Here is a 26,451-nt window from a genome sequence, read left to right as displayed (position 1 = left end):
TGGGTCAGAAGGTGTAAACCTTATTCAGGACGGGACATCTTCATAAAAAAGGGCCGATTGAATCGTAATGCTGTTCACTTAAGCGGAGCAGCCTTACGGTCCACCGGAAACCGGTTTTTTGAAATCTTCACCGTCCTTGGCCTCGAAGGCCTTGGGCGGTGATCCAGAAATAGCCCGCCAACGCCTTTTCTAAGTTCCGCCAACCGTCTACCCGTCGCTGAAACAGGATTGGCCGCTGCCATCACGATCAACTGCACGGCGATGTACTGGCAAGCCGGCTTGAAACGGATGTCCGACGGCGCTCGACCAAACGCGACTGCTGCCTGACTTGCCTCCCGACGAATCACGTTGTAAGCCAGCAACAACCCCCACACTTCCTGGTAGATCAGATCGACCTTTTTGCTGCGCAAGGTCATTGCGTTTTGCTGCATTGAGCTTTTGATATCCCTGAAGCCCAATTCGATTTCCCAGCGCTCCTGATAAAGCTTGGCAACAGACTTGGTGCTGTAGATCTTGGCCGGCAACGACGTCATGACTGTTTTTACTTTGCCTTGAATTTCATAACTGACTTCACGCGCCTCCCAGTGTGTAGGAAGAGTCGGATTTCGCTTTCTGGCTTGCGGCGACACGTTCATACGCACCAAACGATCATGCTCGTTGTAACGGGCTACCTCCTCGCAAACCAATCCCTTTTTTGCCGGAATCAGCCAATGACGGTGACTGCCGTCGCCGCTCAGGCTGAGCATGAGATCGGCGCTCCAGAACCCTTTATCGAACAGCGTCACGGAGTGGTCGGGGATCTGCTGCAAAAACTCATCGGCCAGACGCATTTCGCTGCGTCGGTAAGGGCTAAGCTGTGCATCCAGGATCAGGTGTGAACGCACATTCATCAGCGCCACCAGGCGCAGCATGGGAAAGGGAGTCTGGCGGTCGGTCGAGGTGTTTCCAGAACCGAAATGGTCTCGCAACTCCGGCGTATCCGGCGTGCGCAGAAGCGCACCATCGACTGCAAATACTTGCAGATCCTGCCAGGCATCATCGGGATAGCGCTGCGCGCCCCATTGAGTACCCGTTTTGCGAAACAACCACTCAACCGGGTCGGCCCCCAGCCGCTTGCGGGCTTCGGTTACACCGCTACGGGCCAATAGATGGTCAGAAGCCAGACCTTGGGCGCAGATGTTCAAACGTCGGGCAACCTCATGAACCGGCTCGTCACGAAACAGTGCCATGCCGAGCACCAGCCAGAGCACTTGGTCGGCAGGCAAGCGACGCCGTCGGATAGTGGCCTGGCTGGACAGATCCAGCGCAGACGCGACCCACTCGATGGGAATATTTTGAGTGAATGTGCTCAAGTCACAGAAGTTGAAAAGGTCGCCGAGGTCGAGCAAGTCCTGTTGAACAGACATAAAAAATCCGATGCCAGAGATCTGACATCGGATTTTCGGAGAAGCCCGGCGAGGATTCAAATGCTTAAGTGAACAGCATTACGATTGAATCGGCCCTTTTTTCGTCATACGCAGGGCCGTTCCAAAGCTATGCGGACTGGCTCGCTGAAAGTAAAGAAATAAAACGACGTCAGTGTCAGTTGGTATTTGAAATCCAGCATTTCGATGTTCATCGATACGACACCGTTGTGCTGGAAGAAGAGTTGGTTCAAGCGTGACAAGTTATCCATTTTTTTACGACCTGTAGCACATATCGAGCGTGCGAGGATGAACATACGTTCACCGACAACATGGTTCAACGCGTCTACCCTGCGGTTTCCGACATAGTGACTACAGGAGTACCCACCATGTTCTCGCACGAAAGCATCCCGCTGATTATCATCTTCATCATCATGCTGCTTGGCGTGCTTGCGGCCTTTCTGCACCCGGTCCATGCGCTGTATAGCTGGCTTCGCAGACGGAGGGAAAGATTAGCTGCCGAGATCGCAGAAGACGTGGATTTGCGCTGAATGCTTATCCTGACAGGGCTAGCCCCGTGCGGGCTATTTGCTTGCTGATGGGGCGAGCGACTGGATGAATCAGAGGATTTTTACTGAGCAAAAAATAAGGGCTCGCATGAGAAATCTCATGCGAGCCCTTGATATTCATGGTGCCCGAAGCCGGAATCGAACCGGCACGCCCTTACGAGCGGGGGATTTTAAGTCCCATGCGTCTACCAGTTTCGCCATTCGGGCGGTAGCGCGGTATTGCTCTGTTCAACCGCTGAGTCGCGATCCTGACAGGATCCAGGCTTTAACAGTCGAGCGGGAAATATATACATCCGTTCCCGGTGAAGCAAGTTCACAGTGGCCATTTTCAAGACAAAATCTTGCAGGACACTGGAAATAAAAAAGCTCCGTAAATCATGGATCTACGGAGCTTGTTTATAGTGGAGGCCGAGGTCGGAATCGAACCGGCGTAGGCGGATTTGCAATCCGCTGCATAACCATTTTGCTACTCGGCCTCAAACGATCGCTGTCAGTAGCACAACAACAACCGCGTACAAATTGGAGCGGGAAACGAGACTCGAACTCGCGACCCCGACCTTGGCAAGGTCGTGCTCTACCAACTGAGCTATTCCCGCTTGGTGGTGCGCATTCTATAGAATTAAGAACGCTGGTCAACCCCTTGATTCAAAAAAGTTTTATTTCTTTTCAACGTCAGTCTTCAGATGTGGCCAGGCAGCGCGCAGGTATTGAACCATCGACCACAACGTCAGGCCTGCGGAGATCAACAGCAAGGCATAACCGAGCACAACCCAGAAGCTGAAGTCTCGCGGATTGGCCAGCAGGATCACCAGCGCGAGCATCTGCGCGGCGGTTTTCCATTTGCCGAGGTTGGACACGGCGACATGCGCGCGGGCACCGAGTTCGGCCATCCATTCACGCAAGGCTGATACAACAATCTCGCGACCGATGATGACGGCGGCAGGCAGTGTCAGCCACAAGTTGCCATGCTCCTGCACCAGCAGCACCAATGCAACGGCCACCATCAACTTGTCGGCGACCGGATCGAGGAACGCACCGAATGGCGTGCTTTGTTCCAGACGACGGGCCAGATAACCATCCAGCCAGTCGGTAGCCGCCGCAAAGGCAAATACCGAGGCGGAGGCCATATAACTCCACTGGTAAGGGAGATAGAACAGCAAAATGAAGATCGGAATGAGCAGGACGCGTAGAACGGTAATCAGATTAGGGATATTCATCGGCACAACTGGCTACGAGGTGAAGGGGCATTCTACTCGCTATGCAGGTTCGCATAAATCGACTCTGCGAGCTTTTTACTGATCCCCGGGGCTTTGGCGATCTCTTCGATGCTTGCACGAGACAGCTCCTGCAATCCACCAAAATGTTTCAACAAATCCCGACGTCGCGTTGGCCCTACTCCCGCAACGCCTTCCAGCGTTGACGTTCGGCGGGTTTTGCCACGGCGGGCGCGATGTCCGGTAATTGCAAAACGGTGGGCTTCGTCACGAATCTGCTGAATCAGGTGCAGCGCCGGCGAGTCGCCACGCAAGGTGAACTCATGCGCGGCATCATTCAGATACAACGTTTCGAAGCCAGCCTTGCGCGTCGCCCCCTTCGCTACACCAAGAAGGATCAGATCCGGCACCGCCAATTCGTTGAGCACATCACGCGCCATCGACAACTGACCCTTGCCACCGTCTACCAGTAATATGTCCGGCAATTTGCCCTCGCCGTCCTTCAGCTTGCTGAAGCGTCGTGTGAGCGCCTGGTGCATGGCGGCATAGTCGTCGCCCGCGGTTACGCCTTCAATGTTATAGCGACGGTAATCGGATTTGATCGCGCCCTCCGGCCCGAACACGACACAAGAGGCGACCGTCGCCTCGCCGCTGGAATGGCTGATGTCGTAACACTCAAGGCGCTGCGGGGGCTCGTCCAGGTTCAGTACTTCAGCCAGCGCGTCGAATCGCGCAGCGGTGTGCTGACGGTTGGCCAGACGCGCGCCCAGCGCCTGCTCGGCATTGGTCACGGCCAGTTGTTGCCAGCGTGCCCGGGTGCCTCGCACCCGATGGCTGATGGTCAATTCACGGCCACGCAACTCGTGAATGGCCTCGATCAGTGTCGGAAAGTCTTCATGCATCACATTGACGATCAACTCGCTCGGCAAGTCGCGTTCCGGGCTGCTGATGAAATACTGACCGAGAAACGCGGCCATGACTTCAGACACGTCCTCTTCAATCCCCACTTGCGGGAAGAAATTCTTGCTGCCAAGGACCCGTCCGCCCCGCACGCTGATCAGATGAACGCAAGCGCCACCCGGGTTGACGAAGGCTGCGATGACATCGATATCACCCGTGCCGCCCTCCATGCTTTGCTGGTCCTGAACCCGGCGCAGCAGGGCAATCTGGTCACGCAACTCGGCAGCCCGCTCGAACTCCAGGTTAATGGCCGCCTCCTCCATCGCCGTTGACAGTTCGTTGGTCAGGGCATGACTGCGCCCCTCAAGGAACATCACCGAGTGACGAACATCGGCTGCGTATACATCCGGCTCGACCAGACCGACACAAGGCGCCTTGCAACGCTTGATCTGGTATTGCAGACAAGGACGAGTACGGTTCTTGTAATAGCTGTCTTCACACTGTCGGACGAAAAAGGTTTTTTGCAGCAGGCTGAGACTTTCACGAATCGCACCCGCACTTGGATACGGACCGAAATACTTGCCCTTGGCTTTTTTTGCGCCGCGATGAATGCTCAGGCGCGGGAACTGTCCGTCTGACAGAAACACGTAGGGATAGGATTTGTCGTCGCGCAACAGAATGTTGTACGGCGGCCGCCACTCCTTGATCAGCGTCTGCTCCAGCAGCAGCGCTTCAGTTTCGTTGGCCGTAATGGTGGTTTCGACCTGGGCGATACGCCCCACCAGCGCCGCGGTTTTCGGCGCGAGTCCGGTTTTGCGGAAGTAGCTGGCCAGGCGTTTCCTGAGGTTCTTGGCCTTGCCGACGTACAGCAGACGCGCATCGCTGTCGAACATCCGATACACGCCGGGGCGCCCGCTCACGGTCGATAGAAAGGCGCCGGAATCAAATGTTTCAGTCATGATCAGGCGCTGGCATCAACCATACCGTGACGAACCGCCAAGAGCGTCAGTTCGACATCGCTGCTGATAGAGAGCTTCTCGAAAATGCGATAACGGTAGGTGTTGACGGTTTTCGGCGACAGACACAACTTATCGGAAATGATCTGTACTTTCTGACATCCGACAATCATCAATGCGATCTGAATCTCTCGCTCGGACAAGGCGTCGAAGGGCGAATCGTTGGTGGGCTGGAAAGACTTGATTGCCAACTGCTGGGCGATCTGCGGGCTGATGTAGCGCTGACCGGCAAACACCAGGCGAATCGCCTGCACCATTTCCGGCAACCCTGCGCCCTTGGTCAGATACCCCGCGGCGCCAGCCTGCAACAGGCGAGTCGGAAAGGGATCGTCCTCACACACAGTCACCGCCACCACCTTGATATCAGGATGACTGCGCAGCAATTTACGCGTGGCTTCCAAGCCGCCGATGCCGGGCATCTTGACGTCCATCAGGACCACGTCGGGCTTCAACTCACGAGCCTTGATCAGGGATTCTTCCCCGGACTCGGCCTGCCCCACCACTTGCAGGCCATCGATATCGGCCAGCATACGTGTAATGCCTGTACGAACGAGATCATGGTCATCGACCACTAGCACCCTAATCAAGCAGACACCTCGCGATATGGTCTTATTGGGATGCCGGACACCTTAGCAAAAAGAGCCAGACAGACCTAGCGGCAAGCAGCATTTAAAAAGTTTCAATTCATCATTGAGGGCTTGTTGGCCGTGGCTTTCAGAGCACAGGTGTACTGAAATCGAGCTGCATCCTCAGGAAACACTCGTCCTCACCCTGTACCCGCATTCCTTTTCTCAGATACAAATTTTTCGCCGGATTGTTTTTGAACACCGTCAGGCGCAACGCCGGTCGGCGGTAGCGGTGGCTCATGGCGATAACCTGATCGATCGCCCAGGATCCGCCGCCCTGCCCCTGAAAGGTTTGTGCCACTTGCAATTCTCGAATGTACAGTGCCCGAAGATCCTGACTCAGACTGAAAAAGCCTATTGCTGCGTCGCCACGCATAATCAGCCAGCTCTCACGCCCGGCCCACGCCACGTCGAACGCCTCATCCTGCCACAACAAGTCGTGATCGATGTAATAGCGCAGCATGTTCTGGCAGGTCAGTTCGCGCGCAAATGCCAGATCAGCGGCAGTGGCTCGACGCAACTCAAAGGTTGTATCCACGGCGTTCGGGCAGCTGCGATAAGTCAGTGTCGACATGATCGATCCTGGGTGCTCAGGCAAAGCACAGAGTGTGTCACAACGCTGAAGGCACTCAAGCAATAGGCTTTGTGTTGAATACGCGATAGCAATTTCTGATTGCTGATGCGCACCGGCCTCTAGTAAGCTCGGCGCATTCATTGGAGATCATCATGTTCAACGCCCTCTCACAGCTTCGTACCGCCAGCGCCCTGCGCTCGGTTGCGGCTGCCCGGGCAAATGACGTCTGCGCTCCAGTCAGCTTTTATTTTGGGTATTGGTTTAGCCACTGGCGCGCCTGATACCCAAACGGCGGCCATGATAACGGGTCGCCTACCAGAGAATTCTCAACCCCCGGTCGGCCTCCCGACCGGGGGTTTTGTTTTTTCAGGCTCCAGACTTTTCAGCAAGACACCAGACACTTTGAGGAATCACGAAATGAACTACGCCACTTATTACCGTTACGACACTTTTACCGCCTGGCGATTTACCAGCCTCCGCTCGGGACAGCCTGCCGCCTCCGATCGGTCACCCACAGGTGGCAAACGCACACACGCAGCCAATACGGCAAATTGTCGAACATCCCAATAGCGGCCGAATGAGCGGGAAGTACCCGCCGCCAGCCCAGGAAGACCGAATATGAACTCGTCCGTTTCTGCTCTGCCACTGACCACCCGTGACTGCGCCAACGAAGCACTGACATTGCGTCTACCCAGCTCGTTGCAACTCAAGCAGCAATTGCCTTTGACCAATGCCTTGAGTCATCAGATCGCCGCCCACCGCCAGGCGGTCCGCGCGATTCTCAATGGCGAAGACCAGCGTCTGCTGGTGATCGTCGGCCCCTGTTCGATCCACGATGCGCAATCCGCCCGCGAATACGCTGAAAAACTCGCCCGCCTCGCCGAGCAGGTCAGCAACGAAATGCTCCTGGTGATGCGCGCCTATGTCGAAAAACCACGAACCACCGTCGGCTGGAAAGGCCTGGCGTATGACCCGCATCTGGATGGCAGTGATGACATGGGCGCAGGCCTGACGCTGTCGCGCGAACTGATGCTGGAAATGATCAGCCTTGGCTTGCCGGTAGCTACCGAATTGTTGCAACCCATGGCGGCCGGCTACTTCGACGACCTGTTGACCTGGGTGGCCATCGGTGCAAGGACAACCGAATCGCAGATCCATCGTGAAATGGCCAGCGGCCTGAGCATGCCGGTCGGTTTCAAAAACGGTACCGACGGCGGTGTCGCCATTGCTGCTGATGCCATGCGCTCGGCAGCCCACCCGCACCGTCACTTTGGCGTCGACAGCCAGGGCCATCCGGCGATCATTCAAACTCCCGGCAATCCGGACACCCATCTGGTATTGCGCGGCGGTCATCAGGGGCCCAATTACGATCGCGTCAGCGTCCAACGGATTCACGCCGATCTCATCCGTTTGAAAATACCGGGCCGAATCATGGTCGATTGCAGCCACGCCAACAGTGGCAAGGATCCCCTGCGCCAGCCTGCAGTCTTCAACGATGTACTCGAACAACGCTTGCGCGGCGATCGCTCGCTGATCGGCATGATGCTGGAGTCCCACCTGTTCGAGGGCTGCCAGCCTTTGAGCGCTTCACTGCGCTACGGAGTTTCGGTGACCGATGGCTGCCTTGGCTTCAACGCAACGGAGCGCTTGCTTCTGGATGCGGCGCAGCGCCTCGCCGCAAACGTACAGGGCTGACGCCACCAGCCGTCCTCCGGCATCATTCAAAACCGGAGGACGGACATGGGGTTATCAGCCGTCTACGCGTACCAGCGTTACCGCAGACGTCTGACTGACATCGTCCAAACGCTCCACCGTATAACTCACGCGTATCGTTGAGCTCAGATGTTCACGCCAGAATCGGTGAGGCACGATGAATACCAGCGGCTGGCCAGCCGTGTCACGGGTGATTTCCCGGTCGTCCCGGTGATTGAAAAGCTCACCGTCACACTTGAGATAAATCAGCTCCCCTTCTTGCGCCTGTACATTGCCGATCACGATGGTCACCCCATCGATCGCGTCCGCCACCGACAGCACGCCATCCGCCGCTTCAAGTACCTCGGGTGCGCCTGGTTCCTCGCGCAGGACCGGACCAACGAGAATCCTCGACACCTCGGATTCCTCAAGCGTTCCGGATGTTTTTTCGACTCGATAACTTACGCTCACCTCGCCGCCTAGATGGGCAACGATACACAGCGGATCGATCCAGAATGACAGCACTTCGCCAACGGCAAAGGCTTCAACCCTCAACGTGTCATTGAAAGACACGGGCGATGTTTCTCCTCGCCAAAACAGCGACACCTTGTCTCCTGGCGCCATGCGGGCGTATGGCTGAAGCGTGACCAGCGCGCCCTCGACCACCGTGTCCGGATTCAGTGCGCCACTCATCACGCTTTCAACCTGTGGCGCGCGAAGCTGGATCCGGGCATCCCCGACAGTCAGTTGCTGGCGAACAGACGGTATCGGCTCCGGCCATCGAGTACTGACAAGCATCCAGTAGAGCTGGAGCGAACCACCATCCAGAGCAGCAACGTGCAGGCCTTTGATCACGAATATGACGTCTTTGCCAACCTGAGCCTCGCTGACGTATCGGACACTCTCGTACTGATACGAAAAGCCTTCGATATCCAGGCCGTCCCATCGGAGTATCAACTGATCGCCACACGCCATGTCTGTGTAAGGCGCCACGCGAACCACGACTTTGCTCAGGGAAGGATCAAGGACACTTCCTTCAAGGGCGTCGAGGGTGGCGGCGGGCAGCAGATCGGCTGACACACACAGGTTGACGGGATGGCAGGTGCGGTAGCGGGATTCGATTTCATGAGAGGTCATGAGTGGTTCCATTCCTTGGATAAGGCGCCGTCTTCATTGACGACGTCGGCAATGCCCATTGAACGCCACTCTTCGCGATATCGATGTCAGTTCGATGCACCGCAGGCACGCGGCAAAAGCATCTGTTCAAGTAGGCAAGTGGCACGAAAAACCATGCATTCAAGCTGCGGACGTCCAGAAGTTCCGATTCGTATTTCGCAAATATCGGAAATCCCCTACAAGCCCTAATGCGGATTCCACTGCCCTGTGAAGCCTCTTCGTACATCTTCAACGAGATGAGTGTTTTAGAGTGCCCAACAGATTTCTCCGACGAACTTCTGCGAAAAAGGTAAGAACATGCAACGGAATGCTACAACTCGTTATCCCATCCTGTTGGTACATGGCCTGTTCGGCTTCGAACGCATCGGCAGCTTCGAACTTTTTCAAGACGTCAAGGACGCGTTGAAAACCGCTGGCAACCGAGTGTTTGTACCGCACCTCTCGGCCACCCACAGCAATGAAGTACGGGGCGAACAGTTGCTCGCCCAGATTGATCGCGTACTGCAGGGCACAGGCGCCAGTAAAGTCAATCTCATTGGTCACAGCCAAGGCGCATTGGCCGCTCGATTTGCGGCGGCGCTTGCACCACACGCAGTGGCCTCGGTGACTTCGGTCAGCGGTCCGAACCACGGCTCGGAGCTGGCGGACTTCCTGCGCAAGGCGCTGATTCCCGGGCGCCTGCCAGAGGTAGTTGCGCAGAATGTCGCAACACGCTTCTCCGACTTTCTGTCATTGCTCAGCGGCAACCTGACCTTGCCGCAAAATGCGCTGGCAGCACTCAATGCATTGACGACCGAGGGTGTGGGCGAATTCAACGACAAATATCCGCAGGGATTGCCCGACACATGGGGCGGGAACGGGGCCGGGGAAGTCAACGGTGTCTATTATTACTCTTGGAGCGGCACGCTGCAGACCACTCAAACACTCGATCCGATCCAGAAGGCGTGTCAGGGGCTGGCGGCTTTTTTCACCACCGAAGCGCAACACAATGACGGCTTCGTCGGCCGTTTCAGCTCGCACCTGGGCACAGTGATTCGCTCCGACTATCCGTTCGACCATCTGGGCAGCCTGCGTCGTACTGCCGGCAAGAGTTCCGCCCATCTCGACCCGATCGAGCTCTATGTCGAGCACGCCGCCCGCTTGCAGGCAGCTTATCTATGAACAAACCTTCGAAGCGACCGAACGGAACTTTGCCGAGAATTCGCCCACTGAATCCGGTAGGCTCCGCACTTTACTGAAATAGATTGGAGAGTTTCATCATGGCTAAAGCCACTGCCCGCCACATCCTGGTTTCCAGCGAAGACAAGTGCAACGAACTCAAGGCCCAGATCGAAGGCGGCGCTGATTTCGCCGAAGTCGCCAAGGCCAACTCCACCTGCCCGTCCAGCCGTCAGGGCGGTGATCTGGGCTCGTTCGGTCCTGGCCAGATGGTCAAGGAATTCGACACCGTGGTTTTCAGCGCGCCGATCAACGTCGTGCAAGGCCCGGTGAAGACCCAGTTCGGTTATCACCTGCTGGAAGTCACCAGCCGTCAGGACTGATCCGTCGCCTGATTGCTGTCCAACGGCCCGCCTTATGGTGGGCCGTTGTGTTTCAGTTACACATACGGCTGGCGACTGACGCGCCTCTCGCGTACAACTTGCGCTTATCGATTACCCGGTTCCAAGGCTGACAATGCGACTGGTTTTCCCCACATTGATGCTCACCGCCCTCGCCCTGCTGTCGGGCGCCGCCGGTGTGAACGCTGCAGCGCAACATGCGTTGACCGTGTATGGCGAACCCGCCAAGTACCCCGCAGGCTTCAGTCACTTCGACTACGCCAACCCGCAGGCCCCCAAGGGCGGAACGATGCGCCGCTCGGCGATCGAAATCGGTCACTTCGACCACATCCTTCCTTATATAGATAAAGGCATCGGCGTCACCCAGGTTGACGGCTTGCTGTATTCGCCGCTGGCCCAGCGTTCGATGGATGAGCCCTATACCGTTTACGGTCTGGTCGCGCAAAAGATGGAACGCTCGGACGACGGCCTGTCGCTGCGCTTCTTCATCAATCCCAAGGCGCGTTTCGCTGACGGCAAACCGATCACCGCTGAAGATGTGCGCTACACCTACGATCTGTTGATGACCCAGGGCAGCCTGCGTTATCGCACTCAGTTCGCCGACGTCAAAGGCGTCGAAGTGGAAGCGCCATTGACCGTGCGCTTCGACTTCAAGAGCAACGAAAACCGCACCCTGCCACTGGATATCGCGACCCTGCCGGTGTTCCCCGAACATTGGTGGAAGAGTCGCGACTTCGCCGGCGGCGGTGGTTACGAGCCGCCCTTGGGCAGCGGCCCCTATCGCGTCGGCAAAGTCGATTCGGGGCGCAGCATCACGTTCGAACGCAATCCCGACTGGTGGGGCAAAGATCTGCCGGTCAGTCGCGGCCTGTACAATTTCGACCACTTCAGCATCGAGTATTTCGGCGACACCGACGTTGCGCGCCAAGTGCTGCGCGGGGGCGCCTACGATTACAACCGTGAGTTCTCCGCCACCGGTTATTCCATCGGCTACGACAGCCCTGCCCTTAGCGACGGACGCCTGCAAAAGGCCCACCTGGCGACTGAGGCCCCGCAGTCCGCCCAGGGTTTTGTGTTCAACCTGCAAAAGCCGATGTTCCAGGATCGGCGTGTGCGCCAGGCGCTGGCCATGCTGTGGGATTTCGAGTGGAGCAACCGGCAGATGATGCGCAACCTGTACATCCGCCAGCAAAGCTACTTTTCCAATACCGAACTCGAGGCTCGGGAACTGCCCGATGCGCAAGAGTTGAAAATCCTTGAGCCGCTGCGCGGACAGGTTCCCGACGAAGTTTTCACAAAAGTTTTCGAAGCGCCAAAAACCGATGGCAGCGGCCTGATCCGCGACAAGCAGTTGCAAGCCCTTGAGCTGCTTGAGCAGGCCGGCTGGAAACCCAAGGGTGATCAACTGGTAAACGCCGAAGCCGAGCCACTGAGATTTACCTTTCTGGTCAGCCAGAACGGCCTGGATCGCCTGCTGCTGCCATACAAGCGCACGCTGAAACAGATCGGCATCGAGTTGAATATCCGCCGCATCGACTCCTCGCAATACGTCAATCGCCTGATGAGCCGCGATTACGACATGATCGTCACCGGCTACCCCGTCACCACTTCTCCGGGTGGCGAGTTGCTCAACTACTTCGGTTCAGCGTCGGCCAACGATCCGGGGGCCAACAACTACATGGTGTTGAAAAATCCGGCGGTCGACACCTTGATCAACGGCCTGATCCGCGCCTCGACGCAGTCCGACATGCTGCACTACGCCCATGCGCTGGACCGCGTACTGCAATGGAACTACTACTGGATCCCCAACTACTATCCGCCGGGCACTTCAACCGTCTGGTGGAACCGTTTCGGCATTCCGTCGGTGCAGGCGAGCAATGACGAGGCAATCGAGAGCTGGTGGGAAATCAGCCGCACACCGCTGACCAATCAACAGATGACCGCTGAAAAGATCTCGCGCGGCAGACCCGGAGGGCCGCACTGATGTGGGGTTACATACTGCGGCGTCTGCTGCTGATCATTCCGACGCTGGTGATCATCCTGCTGGTCAATTTCGTGATTATTCAAGCCGCGCCTGGTGGTCCGGTCGAACAGGCCATCGCGCACTTGCAAGGCATCGGCGGCGCCAGTGTCGGCGGCGGCGCGAGCGAAACCATGAGCGGCACCTCTCGCGCCAGCCGGGGCCTCGATCCGCAATTGATCAAGGACATCGAAAAACAGTACGGCTTCGACAAGCCCGCCCATGAGCGCCTGTGGCTGATGCTCAAGAACTATGCGCAACTGGACTTCGGCAAAAGCTTCTTTCGCGGTGCCACGGTCACTGACCTGATCCTGGAAAAAATGCCGGTGACCATTTCACTCGGACTGTGGGCGACGCTGATCACCTACCTGGTGTCGATCCCGCTGGGCATCCGCAAAGCCGTGCACCACGGCAGTCATTTCGATATCTGGAGCAGCACGGCGATCATCATCGGCTACGCAATGCCGGCGTTCCTGTTTGCGATGTTTCTGATCGTGGTGTTCGCCGGCGGCACGTCGCTGAACTGGTTCCCGGTGCGTGGGCTGGTGTCGGACAACTTCGACTCGCTGTCGACCCTCGGCAAGATCGCCGACTATTTCTGGCACCTGGTGTTGCCGGTGACGGCGCTGGTCATCGGTGGTTTTGCGACTCTGACGATCCTGACCAAGAACTCGTTCCTTAATGAAATCACTCGCCAGTACGTGGTCACTGCCCGGGCCAAAGGCCTGAGCGAACGCCGCGTGCTCTACGGGCATGTGTTTCGCAATGCGATGCTGCTGGTGGTCTCGGGCATTCCCCAGGCCTTCATCAGCGTGTTCTTCGCCGGCTCCTTGCTGATCGAAGTGATCTTCTCCCTCGACGGCCTCGGCCGCATGAGCTACGAAGCCGCCGTCTCCCGGGACTACCCGGTGGTATTCGGCTCGTTGTTCATCTTCACCCTGTTCGGCCTGCTGATAAAACTGATCGGCGACCTCTGTTACACCCTGGTCGATCCGCGCATCGACTTCGCCGCGAGGAACGCCTGATGTTCAAGCTCTCGCCGTTGGGCCGTCGCCGCTTCGAGCGATTCAAGAAAAACCGCCGTGGCTGGTGGTCGCTGTGGCTGTTTATCGGTCTGTTTATCCTCACGTTGGGTGGCGAGTTGATCGCCAATGACAAGCCGCTGTTGGTCAGCTATCAGGGCCAGTGGTACTTCCCGGTGTTCAAGCGCTACACCGAGCAGGAATTCGGCGGACAACTACCGTTCCAGGCCGACTACCGCAGCGACTACGTGCAGAACCTGATCCGCAAGGACGGCGGCTGGCTGCTGTTTCCACCGATTCCGTTCAGCGACGACACGCCGAATTACGACCTCACCAAACCGGCACCGAGTCCGCCCACGGCAGTCAACTGGCTAGGCACCGACGACCAGTCGCGGGATGTGCTGGCACGGGTGATTTTCGGCGCGCGGGTGTCAATTCTGTTTGCCCTGATGCTGACGGCTGTCAGCGCCCTGATCGGTATCGCCGCCGGTGCGTTACAGGGATACTACGGCGGCTGGGTCGATTTGATCGGGCAACGCCTGCTTGAGGTGTGGTCGGGGTTGCCGGTGCTGTACCTGCTGATCATCCTCTCCGGTTTCGTCGAGCCGAATTTCTGGTGGTTGCTGGGAATCATGGCGTTGTTTTCCTGGCTGGCACTGGTCGACGTGGTGCGTGCCGAGTTCCTGCGCGGGCGCAATCTGGAATACGTCAAAGCCGCGCGAGCATTGGGTTTGACTGACCGCAAAGTGATCGTGCGGCACATTCTGCCCAACGCCATGAACGCCACGCTGAGCTACCTGCCGTTCATTCTGACCGGGGCGATTTCCACCCTCACCGCATTGGACTTCCTCGGTTTCGGCATGCCGGCCGGCAGTGCCTCGCTGGGCGAACTGATCGGCCAGGGCAAGCAGAATCTGCAAGCACCGTGGCTTGGGCTGACAGCGTTTTTCACTTTGGCGCTGATTCTTTCTTTACTGGTGTTCATCGGCGAAGCGTTGCGTGACGCCTTCGACCCTCGATCCTGAAGCGTGGCCATGACTGACAACCTGATTGAAATCCGTAATCTCAACGTTGCCTTCCATGGCCAGAACGTGGTGCGCGACCTGTGCCTGGACATTCGCCCCGGCGAGTGCCTGGCGCTGGTCGGCGAATCGGGCTCGGGCAAATCGGTGACGGCCCATTCGATTCTGCAACTGCTCCCCGACAGCGAAGCGCAAACCACCGGCAGCATTCGCTATCGCGGGCAGGAACTGCTCGGCGCCGACCCCAAGGTCTTGCGTGAACTGCGGGGCAACCGCATCGCGATGATCTTTCAGGAGCCGATGACCTCGCTCAATCCGCTGCACACAATCGAAAAGCAGATTGGCGAAACCCTGCTGCTGCACCGCGGCCTCGGCGGCAAAGCCGCGCAAAAGCGCATTGTCGAACTGCTCGAACTGGTGGGTATCCAGAAACCCAAGGAGCGTCTCAAGGCTTATCCGCATCAACTGTCCGGGGGACAGCGGCAACGGGTAATGATCGCCATGGCCCTGGCTTGCGAGCCAGAGTTGTTGATCGCCGACGAGCCGACCACGGCACTCGACGTCACCGTGCAACGCAAGATTTTGCTGTTGCTCAAATCCCTGCAACAACGTTTGGGCATGTCGCTGCTGCTGATCAGCCACGACCTTAATCTGGTGCGCAGCATTGCCCAGCGCGTCTGTGTGATGAAGGCGGGTGAGATCGTCGAGCAAGCACCCTGCGAAACCCTGTTTACCGAGCCGAAGCATCCTTACAGCTGCGTGCTGCTTAACGCTGAACCCGAAGGCGAAGCGCTGCCCCGGGATGAGCGCGAAAATGTGCTCGAAGTCGAAAACCTGAAGGTTGAGTTTGTCGTCGGCGCAGGATTGTTTCAGCGCAAGCAATACCTGCGCGCGGTCGACGGCATCAGCCTGAACATCCAGCGCGGCAAGACTTTGGGCATCGTCGGTGAGTCTGGCTCGGGTAAGTCGACGCTGGGTCAGGCGATCCTGCGCCTGCTCGACTCCGAAGGCAGCATCCGTTTTCAGGGTGAAGCGCTCGACGGTCTCAACCAGAAGCAACTACGACCCTGGCGCCGGCAGATGCAGGTAGTGTTTCAGGATCCGTTCGGCAGCCTCAGCCCGCGAATGTCGGTGGCACAGATCATCAGCGAAGGCCTGGAGGTGCATTGCCAATCCACTGCCGACGAATGCGACGAGCAAGTGATCGGTGTGCTCAAAGAGGTCGGTCTCGACCCGCAGAGCCGACATCGCTATCCCCACGAGTTTTCCGGCGGGCAACGCCAGCGCATCGCCATCGCCCGCGCGCTGGTGCTGAAACCGGCGCTGATCCTGCTCGATGAACCGACCTCGGCACTCGATCGCACGGTACAGAAACAAGTGGTCGCCCTGCTCCGCCAGCTTCAGGAAAAACATGGCCTGACCTATTTGTTTATCAGTCACGATCTGGCGGTGGTACGTGCACTGGCTCACGACATGATCGTGATCAAGGACGGCAAAGTGGTCGAACGTGGCGCCAGTCATGAGGTGTTTGACTCGCCGCAGCATCCGTATACCAAAGAGCTGTTGGCGGCGGCGCATCCGGGGTAGGCATAATCTGCGCATGACTTGGGACCGCGGCGCGGCCTTCGCGAGCAAGCCCGCTCCCACAGAATTTTCGCGTGTACACGATTTTTGTGAGCAACCGAGAAACCTGTGGGAGCGGGCTTGCTCGCGAAGAGGCCGGCACTGGCAACATATAATCAGGATCAGCCTCCATGAACACCACCGAAAGCCTCAAGGACTACCAGCGAGTCCGCACCCTGGCGATCCGCTCGCTGTTCGAGATCATCGAGCAGTCCAGCGAAGGCACGGTGATTGTTGATCGCGACGCCAATATCGTCTGGATGAACGAGCGTTACGCCCGGCGTTTTGGTCTGGCGTCGGCCGAAGGGGCCATCGGCAAGCCCTGTGAAAGCGTGATCCCCGGCAGCCTGTTGCGTGAAGTGGTGCGCACCGGGCGACCGATTTTGCTCGACATGCAGGACACACCGAAAGAACCGCTGGTGGTCATGCGCCTGCCGATCCACGACGACGCCGGCAGCGTGATCGGTGCCATCGGCTTTGCCCTGTTCGACGAGTTGCGAACCTTGTCGCCGATGCTCAAACGCTACCTGAGCATGCAGGAAGAGTTGGCCTCGACCCGCTCCCTGCTGCGGGCGCGCCAGACCAAATACAACTTTGCCCACTTCATTGGTACCAGCGCCGCCAGCCTCGAAGTCAAACGTCGCGCCCGGCGCAGCGCCAGTGCTGACTCGCCAGTGTTGCTGCTCGGTGAAACCGGTACCGGCAAGGAGCTGCTCGCTCAAGCGATTCACAGCGCCTCGCCGCGGGCGCACAAGGCGTTTGTCAGCATCAACAGCGCGGCGATTCCCGAGGCGTTGCTGGAGGCCGAGTTCTTCGGCACGGCGCCGGGGGCCTTCACCGGGGCTGATCGCAAGGGGCGCACCGGCAAACTGCAGATCGCTCAGGGTGGCACGTTGTTCCTCGACGAAATTGGCGACATGCCGCTGCCACTGCAAAGCAAATTGCTGCGCGTCTTGCAGGAAAAGGAGTTCGAGCCCGTGGGCTCCAATGAAGTGATTCACAGCGATGTGCGGGTGATCGCCGCCACGTCGACGGATCTGCAAGCGGCAATCAAACGCGGCGAATTTCGCGCAGATCTGTATTACCGCCTCAATGTCTTGCCGATCAACGTGCCGCCGCTGCGTGAGCGCCTGGACGATTTGCCCGCGCTCAGCGAAGCGATCCTTGAAGAGCTACGCAGTCAGCATGAACTGCACCGTGAAGCGTTGGCATTGCTGGGACAGCATGCCTGGCCGGGCAATATTCGCGAGTTGCGCAATGTGCTGGAACGGGCGGCGCTGCTCAGTGATGACTTGATGCTGACCGAGCATGACATCCGCGCGGCTATTGGCACATTTACCCCGGTGGAGCGTACTTCGCAGCCGCTGGTTGAAGCGCTGGCCGAGGAAACATTCGCTCAGGCGCGGGAACGTTTTGACCGGCAGTTGATTCAGGCTGCGCTTGCGCAATGCGCGGGTAAGGTGCCGGAGGCGGCGGCTCGGTTGGGGCTCGGGCGGTCGACGCTGTACAAAAAAATGGTGGCGCTGGGGATTGCTGAGTCTCAATAAGGAGATATCAATCTCTCCTTGTAGATGCCCCATTGAAGATCAAAAGATCGCAGCCTGCGGCAGCTCCTACATGGGAATTCGCATCCCCTCTGTAGGAGCTGCCGCAGGCTGCGATCTTTTTTTGCCTACAGAAATCCACAATTTGAGACAGACACCTCGATCTTTTTCTTAAAAATAACAAAATATTCATATATTTCAGATAGTTAATGAGTTGGCACGCATCTCGCTATCGGATTTGCCTACAACCGTTTCACCCACAAAAATAACAATCCTGGAGAGACACACCATGAGTGTGATCATTGCCTTGGCAGCCCTCGCGCTGCTGATGCTGGCAGCCTACCGTGGCTACAGCGTCATCCTGTTTGCACCGATCGCTGCCCTCGGCGCTGTCCTGTTGACCGACCCGTCCGCTGTCGCTCCCGCGTTTACCGGGGTGTTCATGGAAAAAATGGTCGGTTTCATCAAACTGTATTTTCCGGTGTTCCTGCTCGGTGCCGTGTTCGGCAAGTTGATCGAACTCTCTGGGTTCTCGCGCTCAATCGTTGCAGCGGCCATTCGCCTGTTAGGCACAAAGCAGGCCATGCTGGTGATCGTGCTGGTCTGCGCCCTGCTCACCTACGGTGGCGTCTCGCTGTTTGTCGTGGTGTTTGCGGTTTATCCGTTCGCGGCGGAGATGTTTCGCCAGAGCAACATTCCCAAGCGCCTGATTCCGGCGACCATCGCCCTCGGCGCATTTTCGTTCACCATGGACGCCCTGCCGGGCACGCCGCAGATCCAGAACATCATCCCCAGTACATTCTTCAATACCACCGCATGGGCCGCGCCATGGCTCGGTGTGATCGGCACGATTTTCGTGTTCTGCGCCGGCATGCTGTTCCTCCAGCGTCAGCGCAACAAGGCTCAGCGCGCCGGTGAAGGTTATGGCACCGAACTGCGTAACGAGCCGGAAACCGCCGAAGACCTCAAGCTGCCAAACCCGTGGATTGCCCTGTCGCCACTGCTGGCGGTGGGCATCATGAACCTGCTGTTCACTCAGTGGATTCCGCAGTGGTACGGCAAGACCCACAGCCTCGCACTGCCAGGCATGACCACACCGGTAACCACCGAAATCGCCAAACTGACGGCGATCTGGGCCGTGCAGGCCGCATTGCTGGTCGGGATTGTGATGGTGCTGGCGTTCGGCTTTCAGGCGATCCGCAGCAAGCTCGCCGAGGGCAGCAAAAGCGCGGTCAGCGGTGCGTTGCTGGCGGCGATGAACACCGCGTCCGAATACGGTTTCGGCGCGGTGATCGCCTCGTTGCCGGGTTTTCTGGTGCTGGCCGACTGGCTCAAGCAAATCCCCAATCCATTGGTCAATGAAGCGATCACCGTGACGTTGCTGGCCGGTATCACCGGCTCGGCTTCGGGCGGCATAAGCATTGCGCTGGCGGCGATGTCCGAGCAATTCATCAGTGCGGCGCACGCAGCGAACATTCCGCTGGAAGTGCTGCACCGGGTGGCGGCGATGGCCAGTGGCGGCATGGACACCCTGCCGCACAACGGCGCGGTGATCACCCTGCTGGCGGTGACCGGGCTGACCCACCGTGAAGCCTACAAAGACATTTTCTGTATTACGCTGATCAAGACCCTGGCGGTTTTCGTCGTGATCGGCACTTTCTACGCCACTGGCATTGTGTGAGGTATTGATGACCACTCTTTCCGGCAAGACCGCACTGGTTACCGGCTCCACCAGCGGCATCGGCCTGGGTATCGCCCTGAGCCTGGCCAAGGCTGGCGCCAACCTGATTCTCAACGGTTTCGGCGATGCCTCCAAAGTGATTGCCGAGGTCAGCCAGTTTGGCGGCAAGGTCGGTCATCACCCGGCCGATGTCAGCGACCCGGCGCAGATCGCCGAGATGATCGCCTACGCCGAGCGTGAGTTCGGCGGCGTCGACATTCTGGTCAACAACGCCGGAATTCAACATGTCGCCGCCGTGGAAGAATTCCCCGTCGAGCGCTGGGATTCGATCATCGCCATCAACCTGTCTTCGGTGTTTCACAGCACGCGCCTGAGCCTGCCGGGCATGCGCAGCAAAGGTTGGGGGCGCATCGTCAACATTGCGTCCGTGCATGGCCAGGTCGGATCAACCGGTAAAGCGGCTTACGTTGCCGCCAAACACGGGGTGATCGGCCTGACCAAAGTCGTCGGCCTGGAAACCGCCACCAGCAATGTCACCTGCAACGCCATTTGCCCCGGTTGGGTGTTGACGCCGCTGGTGCAAAAGCAGATCGATGACCGCGCCGCCACGGGGGTTGATCCGCAGCAGGCGCAGCATGATCTGCTGGCGGAGAAACAGCCTTCGCTGGAATTCGTCACGCCGCAGCATCTGGGCGAACTGGTGCTGTTTCTGTGCAGCGAAGCCGGCAGCCAGGTACGTGGCGCGGCGTGGAATATTGATGGCGGATGGTTGGCGCAATAACCTGCGATCCCTGTAGGCGTGAACCTGCTCGCGATGGCGGACTGACATTCAATCTTGATGTTGGCTGGTACAGCGCTATCGCGAGCAGGCTCACTCCTACAAGGGATGACTACCCTGGCTTGTGTGTACGAATCAGATAACAAGAGGCAAGCAATGTCCGACGCCCTCTGGCAACCCGACGCCCACCGTATCGCCCACTCGCGCATGGACGTGTTCCGGCACTTCATCAATCAGCGTCATTCGCTGAACCTTGACGGCTACCCTGCCCTGCACCAGTGGAGCGTCGAGCAGCGTGAAGCGTTCTGGCAGGCTATCGTCGATTTCTTCGATATCCGCTTTCATAGCCCGCCCGACGCGGTACTGCGCGAAGGCCAACAGATGCCCAGTGCCGAATGGTTTCCCGGCGCGACCCTGAATTTCGCTGAACATCTGCTGCGCCGCCGCGACGATGCCGTTGCTGTCATCGCGGTCGCGGAAAACGGTCAGCGCGAGCAACTGACGTGGGCCGAACTGGCGCATCAGGTCGCCGGCTTTCAGACCAGTCTGCAAGCCGCCGGCATCGGACTCGGCGACCGGGTGGCGGCGTGCATGCCCAACACCTGGCAAACCCTGGTGGCGATGCTTGCGACCACCAGCCTGGGTGCAATCTGGTCGTGCTCTTCACCCGATTTCGGTACCCATGGGGTGATCGATCGCTTCGGTCAGATCGAACCGAAAGTGTTGATCACCTGCGCCGGCTATCGCTATGCAGGCAAGGCGCTCGACCAGACCGCCAAACTCAACGAAATCCTTGCGCAACTGCCGTCGCTGCAACAGTTGATCATCGTGCCCTACGCACGCGAAGAGGCGCGTGCCGAGGATTACCGGACGCCAGCCGATGTGACGCTGTGGAGTGATTTTTATCAGCCCGGCGATGAGCCGCGCTTCGTCCCGGTGCCGTTCAATCATCCGTTGTACGTGCTGTATTCCAGCGGTACCACGGGGGTGCCGAAGTGCATCGTGCACAGCACCGGCGGCGTGCTGCTGCAGCACGTCAAGGAACACGGCTTGCACGTCGATCTCGGCCCCGGCGACCGCCTGTTCTATTACACGACGTGCGGCTGGATGATGTGGAACTGGCTGGTCTCGGCGCTCGCCGTCGGCAGTGCCGTGGTGCTGTACGACGGCTCGCCGTTTCACCCCGGCAACGAACGTTTGCTCGATTTGATCGACGATGAACGCATCAGTGTGTTCGGCACCAGCCCCAAATTCCTCGCGACACTGGAAAGCAGTGGCGTCAAACCTCGCGACAGCCATGATCTGCGCAGCCTGAAAACCCTGCTGTGTACCGGCTCGGCGTTGTCGCCGCAAAGCTACGACTTCGTCTATCGCGACGTCAAAACGGATGTGTGCCTGGCCTCGATGTCCGGTGGCACCGATATCGTCTCGTGTTTCGTCAATGGCAATCCGCTGCTGCCGGTACGGCGCGGCGAAATCATGGGTAAAAGCCTGGGCATGGCGGTTGAGGTGTGGAATGACGCCGGCCAGCCAGTGGTCGGTGAAAAAGGTGAACTGGTGTGTACCCGGCATTTCCCGGCCATACCGATTGGCTTATGGAACGACCCCGACGGCAGCCGCCTGCGCCAGTCCTATTTCAGCCTGTTTCCTGGCGTATGGGCGCAAGGCGATTACGCCGAACAACTGCCTCACGGCGCGATGCTGATTCACGGCCGCTCGGATGCCGTCCTCAACCCCGGCGGTGTGCGCATTGGCACGGCAGAAATATATCGTCAGGTCGAGAAGGTCCCGCAAGTGCTCGACAGCGTGGCGATCGGGCAGCACTGGCAGGATGACGTGCGCGTGGTGTTGTTCGTACGTCTGAAGGATGGCACCGAGCTGGACGAAGCGTTGCAACAGCTGATCCGTCAGGTCGTTCGCGCCAACACCACGCCACGGCATGTGCCGGCGAAAATCCTCGCGGTGACCGACATCCCGCGCACCATCAGTGGCAAGGTGGTGGAGCTTGCGGTGAGAAACGTGGTGCACGGGCAAGCCGTGAAGAATACCGATGCGCTGGCCAATCCCGAAGCGCTGGAGCAGTTTCGGGATCGGCCGGAGCTGAGGGTTTGAGCCAGCAGTGGTATTGAGTCAGCCGCAGGCCGGCACAATCATTGCGGTTTGTTCAATGTAATGACTACCGGCTGGGCAATGGCCTTGCCACCCCTGGCCTGGAGTGCTGCGCTGATGGTCGCCATGTTGCGGTCATAGGTGGCTTTATCGGTGCAAAGCTGACTCAGCAGCGAAGTCGCCACCGCCAGGGAATCAGCGTTTGCAAAGGCTTTGGACGGTGCATGACAGGCAGGCCCGTCCTCTGACAGCGGCAGGCAACCCAATGCAATATTCAACAATGGCGTGACATCCAGTCGTTGCCCGTTTGCACCGCCGATCTCTGCGTCGGTGGCATAGCCGACATCGTCGGTTTGCGCGCTGGCGTGGAACAGTTCGTGGATCAGATCGTCGGCCACCACATCGTGGTTGAAACCCAGACTGACAAAGTGTTTGTTGAGGTTTTTTGTATAGATTTCAACAAACGCAATCTCGGCCCCGTTGCGGGCACCCGTGTTTTTCCAGCGGTTGTAACTGTCCACATCAAACGCCGCGAGCGTGTTGTGTTCCTTGATGGCATCAAGCGCGATGTTACTCAGGGAAAATCCTGCAAAATCGAAACGGATCAAGCGCAGATAATTCACCAGACGGTCAGTGGCAACCGAGGAGGTATCGCCGAATAACGTCGTCATCACCTGACTGCAATCGCGTTTGAAGTCATGTCGAGCAAAAGCGTCAATGGCGTTGTCAATTTTCGCTCGAGCCCGGGGCAGACTCTTCTCGATGAATCTTCGCGTGTAGCTTTCCGGCAGGGTTTTCGGCGAGTAAGGCACTTGCAGGGGGGCGCTATAGGAAAAGCCATCCAGTGGCTTGCCCCACAGGTTACCGCGCCGATTCAAGGCGTACCATTTGTTATCACTGCGCGCGGCCAAAACCGCAACGGCGTCGCTCGCGGCGCCGCGCGGTCGCCAGCTGCCGAGCCCCAAATGCGTGCTGCCGGCGTTTTCGATCAAGTCCCAGGATTGCCGGCGACCACTGAGCTTGTGCAACTGTTTGTTTGCCTGGGCGAGAAGTTCGTGCGTATGGGCGTTGAAGCGCAGCATGCCCTTGTAGACGAGTTTTGAACCCGACTGAATGCCCGACGGCACGCCGTCTAACGGATTGAAAAGAGAAATCGCTGAAGTGAAAGCCAGTTTTGTTAAACGCGCTGCTTTTGAAGTTGTGGAAATGGCCTTGGCTGAAATGCTCAACGCCTTCGAGCCTGCTCCTGCCACCGTTCCTACCAGACCGATACCGTCCATCAAACAGCCATAGATCCCATCGATCACTTTGTCACGCTCGCCGGACGCAATGTCCTCGATGCATTTCTTGAACGGCACCACCAAGTCGATGAAATAGGTGAGCAATCGCTCGCCCTCCACCAGGGATTCCTCAAGGGGCGTAGGTATGCGAACCAGCGTTCTGAGTTCCTGAGCGTTTAAGAACGGTCGGTTGTTGACGAGGAACTCGGCGATACGCGCGATACTCGGGTCATTGAACCGCTGATAAAAACCTTGCTTGGGATTTGCAGGTGTTTCAGGGGCCTCCAGCGCACCAAACCTATCGATGAAGGCCATGCTGTTGGTGACCTTCAGGTCTGGTGCAACAGCATGGGTATAACACTTCACATTGAGCGGCAGGTTTTGCGGGTGAGTTACCGTCAGTTGGGTTGTCAGATCTGCCGGCCAGTTCATCCTCGAACGTTGTTCCAGTTTCCGCTCGCGAAGTATCCAGTCACCCAACGCTTTGTTTTTCCTGAACTCCCCACGAGACGTGAATAGCTCGTAACAGATGAAGGTATTGTTGTAGGACGCATACATCACAAGGCCAAACCGCCCCGAGGCAGCATCTCTGGATTGTTGTGTTTCTTTATCAACCGTTAAACCAAGAGGACCGCTGAGAGGCAGTTCGGCCTTATAAATCGCTGATTCACGCACCGTGAAAAAGTTTATCCGCTCACTCATGAATACGCGCAAATCCTCCTCGGGCATCATCGCCAGCGCCAGTTTTACGCTCGACAACATGGCCCCGTTGAGGTCTTTCAGATAGACAGCCATCTGCCGATCCATCTCCTCTTCACAGGATGTGAGCTTGAGTAATTGGGGATAGCGTTTGTAGAGACTGATACCCGAAGGGTTGTAATTGATCGGTTGCTTAGAAGGCAGGCGTAAGGTGCGTCTGTCCCATTTGCCAGTGACCATATCGCCCGTCTGATGCAGATCGACCATCGACATGACCCGCTGCCCACCTTGCTCTGAGAGGGCTCTTTCATCCAGCGAGTCGCAGCCCGGCGCGGCGACTTTCAATGCGGCACGGGCAATGTTCGCCCTGCTGGGTAACGCTGTCGAAAAAGCCCGGGCTATCTGGACAAATGCCTCCGAGTGCTGCTCGAACGCTTCGATCGCACGTCGGGTGCTGGCTTCCTCCTTCTGCTCAAGCTCGCCACGAGTGATCACCCGATTAATCAGCGCCCAGTCGATGATCGGGTCAATCATCGCCAGATCGCGCAAATGTTTCTGCGCATCACTGATGGGTTCCAGATCAGCATAATCCATGATCTGCGAGTAGGTCAGGACGCGCGATGCACCGGCTTTTGTCGCCTCCACCAACGCGACGGCGCGGCAAAAATTGATCCAGGCAATCGACCCCACGTTGATCGACGCCGGGACTTCTTTGACCAAGAACTCCGGCGCAACGCGCGCCAGTACCAAGTGGGTTGCCAGGGGCGCGAGATCGGCATCCACTTTTAGCTTGGCCCGCAGAAACGCCGTCACTTCCTCACGTACAACCGATGCATGACAATCGACGCTACCCGGCGCATACAACTCAAGACCGAACACGTTCTTGCGCCGCGATAAGCGCTCAATCGACGGATGTAAATCAAGAAGGATCGCCGTCACCAGCAATTGCCGAAGGATGTTATCCGAGACCGCCTCACCTTTACCTGCGCCAAACCAGCCCAGTTCATTCAGATAACTCATGGCGAGGGCCCGGGCCTTCTCTGAGTTGACAAAATCGGTGATCCGCTGCGCTGCATGTACATGGGATATCGCAGAACCCGAGGTGAAGTTATGCAGGACTGTCAGCAGACTTTTGCCACCAATGAGTTTGGTCGTCGCGTTGCGAACGGCCGAAAACTGTTCATCGGCCAACGTGACTGACGTCTGATCATCCGCTTCGAAGTGCTCCCAGTAGTTGCCCGGCTCGTTGACCTGAGGATCGAACTTGAACAACTCGATAAACTGCCTCAGCTTTGCTGTGTTCATGGGAGCGGTGATCCCATGAAACGCAAACCATTGATCAAGCGTTATATCGAGATCAGGCCATATATAACCACCGGCTACCCGGGCTATCTCCGAAATCAGTTTCACCTCGGTATGCGTTGACTCATTGAATTGAAAGTAATCGTCCGAAAGCACATTCACCCAATCCGAGTCCGACAGCGAATGCAATTTTCCATCAGGTTTTACACAGATAACATCGTAGCTCGCCCGCAACTGTGAGATGGCGCTGGATACCGGGCTGGTACTGAGCAACTGCAGCAGCAGGAGCCTGCCAGGGTTATACATTTCGTAAAGCGAAGACCCCTCCTGCAACACCACTTGGTGTTCAAACCAACTGATGACTTGATCTTCGGAATAATTATCTAACGCCTCCTCCAGCCTGGCGAGAACCAAGCGCCGCTCAGCGGAATCGGCCTCGGATTTTTTCTGCCACTCGGCGAGGGCCATCGTTGACCACTGGAAGACTTTATTTCTTTTAACTGCACCCATACATTCACCTCATCAAGTTAAACGCTGAACAATTCAGCTCGATGAAGTTGTAATGGCCGCACTGAAAATACGCCACCTGAAAAACATTTAACCTTGTTGCAAACACCGCCAATTAAACAACTAATGCATTCG

20 protein-coding genes and 3 tRNA genes are annotated in these 26,451 nt (G+C 57.7%); 13 read left to right on the top strand and 10 right to left on the bottom strand.

Going from position 1 to position 26,451, the window contains the following annotated elements; all coding sequences use genetic code 11:
• Nucleotides 1-74: 74 nt before the first annotated feature.
• A complete protein-coding gene (locus ATI02_RS31210) occupies nucleotides 75-1,406 on the bottom strand; it encodes an IS4 family transposase (protein WP_100848322.1) in 1,332 nt (443 codons plus the stop codon).
• 68 nt (nucleotides 1,407-1,474) lie between these two features.
• On the opposite strand from ATI02_RS31210, the gene ATI02_RS32220 reads away from it, so the two are divergent.
• Nucleotides 1,475-1,663 (top strand): hypothetical protein, encoded by a 189-nt coding sequence (locus ATI02_RS32220; RefSeq protein WP_157815162.1) that lies wholly within the window; start codon nucleotides 1,475-1,477, stop codon nucleotides 1,661-1,663.
• 129 nt (nucleotides 1,664-1,792) lie between these two features.
• Nucleotides 1,793-1,954, top strand: coding sequence for a hypothetical protein (locus ATI02_RS32345; protein WP_167394902.1), 162 nt, complete (start codon nucleotides 1,793-1,795; stop codon nucleotides 1,952-1,954).
• A gap of 138 nt (nucleotides 1,955-2,092) precedes the next feature.
• On the opposite strand, the gene ATI02_RS31205 is transcribed toward ATI02_RS32345, so the two are convergent.
• From ATI02_RS31205 to ATI02_RS31175, 7 genes are all read right to left on the bottom strand, one after another.
• A tRNA-Leu gene (locus ATI02_RS31205) sits at nucleotides 2,093-2,179 on the bottom strand.
• Between the two features lie 195 nt (nucleotides 2,180-2,374).
• A tRNA-Cys gene (locus ATI02_RS31200) sits at nucleotides 2,375-2,448 on the bottom strand.
• A gap of 44 nt (nucleotides 2,449-2,492) precedes the next feature.
• Nucleotides 2,493-2,568: transfer RNA gene (locus tag ATI02_RS31195), tRNA-Gly, on the bottom strand.
• 60 nt (nucleotides 2,569-2,628) lie between these two features.
• A complete protein-coding gene (pgsA, locus tag ATI02_RS31190) occupies nucleotides 2,629-3,189 on the bottom strand; it encodes a CDP-diacylglycerol--glycerol-3-phosphate 3-phosphatidyltransferase (protein ID WP_095187275.1) in 561 nt (186 codons plus the stop codon).
• A gap of 32 nt (nucleotides 3,190-3,221) precedes the next feature.
• Entirely contained in the window at nucleotides 3,222-5,045 is a 1,824-nt protein-coding gene (gene uvrC, locus ATI02_RS31185; protein WP_100848321.1) for an excinuclease ABC subunit UvrC, read from the bottom strand.
• A 2-nt stretch (nucleotides 5,046-5,047) separates the two neighbouring features.
• A complete protein-coding gene (gene gacA, locus ATI02_RS31180; protein WP_095187277.1) occupies nucleotides 5,048-5,689 on the bottom strand; it encodes a response regulator transcription factor GacA in 642 nt (213 codons plus the stop codon).
• 127 nt (nucleotides 5,690-5,816) lie between these two features.
• The gene (locus ATI02_RS31175; protein ID WP_100848320.1) at nucleotides 5,817-6,302 is read right to left on the bottom strand and encodes a GNAT family N-acetyltransferase; all 486 of its coding nucleotides are present in this window, start codon (nucleotides 6,300-6,302) and stop codon (nucleotides 5,817-5,819) included.
• A 618-nt stretch (nucleotides 6,303-6,920) separates the two neighbouring features.
• Here ATI02_RS31175 and ATI02_RS31170 point away from each other — a divergent pair.
• On the top strand, nucleotides 6,921-7,997 hold the full coding sequence (locus ATI02_RS31170) for a 3-deoxy-7-phosphoheptulonate synthase (protein WP_100848319.1): 1,077 nt from the start codon (nucleotides 6,921-6,923) through the stop codon (nucleotides 7,995-7,997).
• Between the two features lie 54 nt (nucleotides 7,998-8,051).
• Here ATI02_RS31170 and ATI02_RS31165 read toward each other — a convergent pair whose 3' ends face one another.
• Nucleotides 8,052-9,131 (bottom strand): hypothetical protein, encoded by a 1,080-nt coding sequence (locus tag ATI02_RS31165; RefSeq protein WP_100848318.1) that lies wholly within the window; start codon nucleotides 9,129-9,131, stop codon nucleotides 8,052-8,054.
• 336 nt (nucleotides 9,132-9,467) lie between these two features.
• Between ATI02_RS31165 and ATI02_RS31160 the strand changes: the two genes are divergently transcribed.
• The 10 genes from ATI02_RS31160 to ATI02_RS31115 all read left to right on the top strand — a co-directional run bounded on the left by ATI02_RS31160 (nucleotide 9,468) and on the right by ATI02_RS31115 (nucleotide 22,531).
• Nucleotides 9,468-10,331: a lipase family alpha/beta hydrolase gene (locus ATI02_RS31160; RefSeq protein ID WP_100848317.1), complete on the top strand. Its 864-nt coding sequence runs from the start codon at nucleotides 9,468-9,470 to the stop codon at nucleotides 10,329-10,331.
• Nucleotides 10,332-10,429: 98 nt separating this feature from the next.
• The gene (locus ATI02_RS31155; protein WP_007912303.1) at nucleotides 10,430-10,711 is read left to right on the top strand and encodes a peptidylprolyl isomerase; all 282 of its coding nucleotides are present in this window, start codon (nucleotides 10,430-10,432) and stop codon (nucleotides 10,709-10,711) included.
• A gap of 133 nt (nucleotides 10,712-10,844) precedes the next feature.
• Complete coding sequence (locus tag ATI02_RS31150) at nucleotides 10,845-12,713, top strand: extracellular solute-binding protein (RefSeq protein ID WP_100848316.1); 1,869 nt, start codon at nucleotides 10,845-10,847, stop codon at nucleotides 12,711-12,713.
• Nucleotides 12,713-13,774 carry a microcin C ABC transporter permease YejB gene (locus tag ATI02_RS31145; RefSeq protein ID WP_095187283.1) on the top strand — a complete coding sequence of 354 codons (1,062 nt, stop codon included), beginning with the start codon at nucleotides 12,713-12,715 and terminating at the stop codon, nucleotides 13,772-13,774. Before ATI02_RS31150 ends, ATI02_RS31145 begins: the two co-directional genes overlap by 1 nt.
• On the top strand, nucleotides 13,774-14,796 hold the full coding sequence (locus tag ATI02_RS31140) for an ABC transporter permease (protein WP_100848315.1): 1,023 nt from the start codon (nucleotides 13,774-13,776) through the stop codon (nucleotides 14,794-14,796). The genes ATI02_RS31145 and ATI02_RS31140 overlap by 1 nt, the downstream gene beginning before the upstream one ends.
• A gap of 9 nt (nucleotides 14,797-14,805) precedes the next feature.
• The gene (locus ATI02_RS31135) at nucleotides 14,806-16,380 is read left to right on the top strand and encodes an ABC transporter ATP-binding protein (protein ID WP_100848314.1); all 1,575 of its coding nucleotides are present in this window, start codon (nucleotides 14,806-14,808) and stop codon (nucleotides 16,378-16,380) included.
• A 167-nt stretch (nucleotides 16,381-16,547) separates the two neighbouring features.
• Complete coding sequence (locus ATI02_RS31130) at nucleotides 16,548-17,963, top strand: sigma-54 interaction domain-containing protein (RefSeq protein WP_095187286.1); 1,416 nt, start codon at nucleotides 16,548-16,550, stop codon at nucleotides 17,961-17,963.
• A 286-nt stretch (nucleotides 17,964-18,249) separates the two neighbouring features.
• Nucleotides 18,250-19,641, top strand: a complete 1,392-nt coding sequence (locus ATI02_RS31125) for a GntP family permease (RefSeq protein ID WP_100848313.1) — start codon at nucleotides 18,250-18,252, stop codon at nucleotides 19,639-19,641.
• A 7-nt stretch (nucleotides 19,642-19,648) separates the two neighbouring features.
• Nucleotides 19,649-20,422, top strand: coding sequence for a 3-hydroxybutyrate dehydrogenase (gene hbdH, locus ATI02_RS31120; RefSeq protein ID WP_095187288.1), 774 nt, complete (start codon nucleotides 19,649-19,651; stop codon nucleotides 20,420-20,422).
• A gap of 153 nt (nucleotides 20,423-20,575) precedes the next feature.
• Nucleotides 20,576-22,531 carry an acetoacetate--CoA ligase gene (locus ATI02_RS31115; RefSeq protein WP_100848312.1) on the top strand — a complete coding sequence of 652 codons (1,956 nt, stop codon included), beginning with the start codon at nucleotides 20,576-20,578 and terminating at the stop codon, nucleotides 22,529-22,531.
• A gap of 38 nt (nucleotides 22,532-22,569) precedes the next feature.
• On the opposite strand, the gene ATI02_RS31110 is transcribed toward ATI02_RS31115, so the two are convergent.
• On the bottom strand, nucleotides 22,570-26,319 hold the full coding sequence (locus ATI02_RS31110) for a hypothetical protein (RefSeq protein WP_146166106.1): 3,750 nt from the start codon (nucleotides 26,317-26,319) through the stop codon (nucleotides 22,570-22,572).
• Between the last annotated feature and the right edge of the window lie 132 nt (nucleotides 26,320-26,451).

Source organism: Pseudomonas baetica (genome assembly GCF_002813455.1).
GTDB lineage: Bacteria > Pseudomonadota > Gammaproteobacteria > Pseudomonadales > Pseudomonadaceae > Aquipseudomonas > Aquipseudomonas baetica.
Note: the sequence above shows the minus strand (reverse complement) of the source record. Positions and strands in the feature narration are given on the sequence as shown.

What these genes read in the sequence shown, in the direction of transcription:
- ATI02_RS31210 (WP_100848322.1), bottom strand. Translation starts at nt 1,406, where the DNA reads ATGTCTGTTCAACAGGACTTGCTCGACCTCGGCGACCTTTTCAACTTC.
- ATI02_RS32345 (WP_167394902.1), top strand. Translation starts at nt 1,793, where the DNA reads ATGTTCTCGCACGAAAGCATCCCGCTGATTATCATCTTCATCATCATG.
- pgsA (WP_095187275.1), bottom strand. Translation starts at nt 3,189, where the DNA reads ATGAATATCCCTAATCTGATTACCGTTCTACGCGTCCTGCTCATTCCG.
- uvrC (WP_100848321.1), bottom strand. Translation starts at nt 5,045, where the DNA reads ATGACTGAAACATTTGATTCCGGCGCCTTTCTATCGACCGTGAGCGGG.
- ATI02_RS31175 (WP_100848320.1), bottom strand. Translation starts at nt 6,302, where the DNA reads ATGTCGACACTGACTTATCGCAGCTGCCCGAACGCCGTGGATACAACC.
- ATI02_RS31170 (WP_100848319.1), top strand. Translation starts at nt 6,921, where the DNA reads ATGAACTCGTCCGTTTCTGCTCTGCCACTGACCACCCGTGACTGCGCC.
- ATI02_RS31165 (WP_100848318.1), bottom strand. Translation starts at nt 9,131, where the DNA reads ATGACCTCTCATGAAATCGAATCCCGCTACCGCACCTGCCATCCCGTC.
- ATI02_RS31160 (WP_100848317.1), top strand. Translation starts at nt 9,468, where the DNA reads ATGCAACGGAATGCTACAACTCGTTATCCCATCCTGTTGGTACATGGC.
- ATI02_RS31155 (WP_007912303.1), top strand. Translation starts at nt 10,430, where the DNA reads ATGGCTAAAGCCACTGCCCGCCACATCCTGGTTTCCAGCGAAGACAAG.
- ATI02_RS31150 (WP_100848316.1), top strand. Translation starts at nt 10,845, where the DNA reads ATGCGACTGGTTTTCCCCACATTGATGCTCACCGCCCTCGCCCTGCTG.
- ATI02_RS31145 (WP_095187283.1), top strand. Translation starts at nt 12,713, where the DNA reads ATGTGGGGTTACATACTGCGGCGTCTGCTGCTGATCATTCCGACGCTG.
- ATI02_RS31140 (WP_100848315.1), top strand. Translation starts at nt 13,774, where the DNA reads ATGTTCAAGCTCTCGCCGTTGGGCCGTCGCCGCTTCGAGCGATTCAAG.
- ATI02_RS31135 (WP_100848314.1), top strand. Translation starts at nt 14,806, where the DNA reads ATGACTGACAACCTGATTGAAATCCGTAATCTCAACGTTGCCTTCCAT.
- ATI02_RS31130 (WP_095187286.1), top strand. Translation starts at nt 16,548, where the DNA reads ATGAACACCACCGAAAGCCTCAAGGACTACCAGCGAGTCCGCACCCTG.
- ATI02_RS31125 (WP_100848313.1), top strand. Translation starts at nt 18,250, where the DNA reads ATGAGTGTGATCATTGCCTTGGCAGCCCTCGCGCTGCTGATGCTGGCA.
- hbdH (WP_095187288.1), top strand. Translation starts at nt 19,649, where the DNA reads ATGACCACTCTTTCCGGCAAGACCGCACTGGTTACCGGCTCCACCAGC.
- ATI02_RS31115 (WP_100848312.1), top strand. Translation starts at nt 20,576, where the DNA reads ATGTCCGACGCCCTCTGGCAACCCGACGCCCACCGTATCGCCCACTCG.
- ATI02_RS31110 (WP_146166106.1), bottom strand. Translation starts at nt 26,319, where the DNA reads ATGGGTGCAGTTAAAAGAAATAAAGTCTTCCAGTGGTCAACGATGGCC.